The sequence below is a fragment of the Haliscomenobacter sp. genome (assembly GCF_040403615.1).
Lineage (GTDB): Bacteria > Bacteroidota > Bacteroidia > Chitinophagales > Saprospiraceae > Haliscomenobacter.
This window is the reverse complement of sequence record NZ_JBBAKG010000230.1, coordinates 1,447-3,159: the sequence shown is the minus strand read 5'-3', so window position 1 is coordinate 3,159 and position 1,713 is coordinate 1,447. Positions and strand designations below refer to the sequence as shown.

The 1,713-nt window shown below is 48.4% G+C and carries 3 protein-coding genes; all 3 read right to left on the bottom strand.

What is annotated here, in order from left to right; translation table 11 throughout:
* The coding region (locus ABW391_RS29045) for a BatD family protein (protein WP_353485409.1) at window positions 1-272 on the bottom strand (272 nt) is incomplete at its 3' end.
* Between the two features lie 48 nt (window positions 273-320).
* Window positions 321-1,055 (bottom strand): tetratricopeptide repeat protein, encoded by a 735-nt coding sequence (locus tag ABW391_RS29040; protein WP_353485408.1) that lies wholly within the window; start codon window positions 1,053-1,055, stop codon window positions 321-323.
* The coding region (locus ABW391_RS29035; protein WP_353485407.1) for a VWA domain-containing protein at window positions 1,052-1,713 on the bottom strand (662 nt) is incomplete at its 5' end. The genes ABW391_RS29035 and ABW391_RS29040, both read right to left, overlap by 4 nt.

Below are 1,713 nucleotides of genomic sequence, written 5' to 3'. Positions count from 1 at the left end.
TAAAAGCTGTATTCAATGGTTTGGGATACCTTGCCATTCATCATGGACATGCTGGTGAAGGTATTGGGGCCATTGATTACGGTAAAATGGGGTTCAAATTCTGGCGCGCTAAAATTGCGGCCTTCCCCATTTTCAAGTTTGAAACTTACTTTAATGTCATTGCCCAACAGGATCGAGTCGGTGCTAACCGTCACGGTGAATTGTACATTCTCTTGGGCCATCATTGCATTGCAGCTGAGCAATGCGAGCGAGAACAAGATCAGATTGCGCATGATTGAAAAGTTTAAGTTGGTGTATTCAATATCCTTTAGCCCTTAAATTTACCAGTCTTTCCCGGATTTAGGTCTTCCCTGGGCTTTTTTCATTTTGCCCTGTACTTTGCGCTCCTCTTCATCCATGACTTTTAGCAAGTTTTCGGCCTCTTTTTGGCTGAGGTTTTGGGGCGGACTTTGGGGTTCACGCTCCTTGCCTTGGCTTGGATTCTTTTGTGCTTGCTGGCCTTGCTGCGGATCCTGGTTGGGTTTTTGGCCCTGGTTGGAAGGAGGAGGAGGCTGATTTTGAGGTTGATTTTGGTTGTCGCCTTCCTGAGGGCGCTGTTGTTTTTTTTGTTCTTCCTGTTTTTTGCGTTGTTGCGCCAGCGCGAGGTTGAACTTGGTCTCCTTGTCGTTGGGATTCAAGCGCAAGGCTTCTTTGTATGCCTCTACACTTTTCTTCAATTCATTGAGTTGAAAATAAGTATTGCCCAGGTTGTGGTAAGCCGCTGCTTTTTCAGTTGGAGCAGTCGATTTTTTGGCCGCATTTTGGTACCTGGTCAAGGCCTCCTGGTAGCGTTTTTGTTGGTAGATGGCATTGCCGAGGTTGTACTGGCCCTTGGCGTTGTTTTTGCGTTCGAGCGCTTTGCGGTAGCTGCTTTCCGAATCGGCATAGTTTTTTTCGAGGTAGTTTTGATCCCCTTTGCGCAGCAAGGAATGCGCCGTTTGGGCATTTAGCCCATTCGCGTGGCAAATACCGAATACCAAGATCAACATAGCCCATTCACGATATCCTGCTTTCATAATCCGGTCTTTAGCCCTTTATTCAACAACGCGATCGCCTTGGAGGTTTTTTCGGGACGGCGGTAATGCATCAAAAATTCTGCGAGTAGAAATCCAATACCCAGCAGCAAAAAAAGCTGAAAATGGCTGCGGTATTCGGATACTTCGCGCTGTTCGTACTCCCGTTTTTCTACTTTGTTCAGTTTGTCGTACAGGGCATCTGCCAAGGCATCGGTTTGACTACTCAGGCGAAAAAAGCTACCGCCGCCAAGGGTGGCCAATTTGCGCAGTACTTCAGCGTTGAGCTTGGAAGTAACGGGTTTCCCCTGCTCATCTCGTTTGTAATCGGCCATCCCGTTTGCATCTGTATAAGGTACGAAGCCGCCAGCCTCCGTACCGACGCCGATGGTGAATATCTTCATGCCCTGACGGGCAGCTTGGCGGGCCTGGCTTTCTGCTCTGGCTTCGTGGTCTTCGCCATCGGTAATGATTAAAATAACCCGGTTGCCGTTGCTTTTTGCAGTATTCTGTTGAGCAATGGCCAAGGCTTCACCAATGGAGGTACCCTGGCTGCTGATCATATCGGGATTGGCACTTTGGAGCAACAGACTTACCGCTTCGTAATCGGTGGTAAGGGGTACTTGCATATAGGCTTCTCCTGCAAAAAGGATCACGCCCA

What these genes read in the sequence shown, in the direction of transcription:
- ABW391_RS29040 (WP_353485408.1), bottom strand. Translation starts at nt 1,055, where the DNA reads ATGAAAGCAGGATATCGTGAATGGGCTATGTTGATCTTGGTATTCGGT.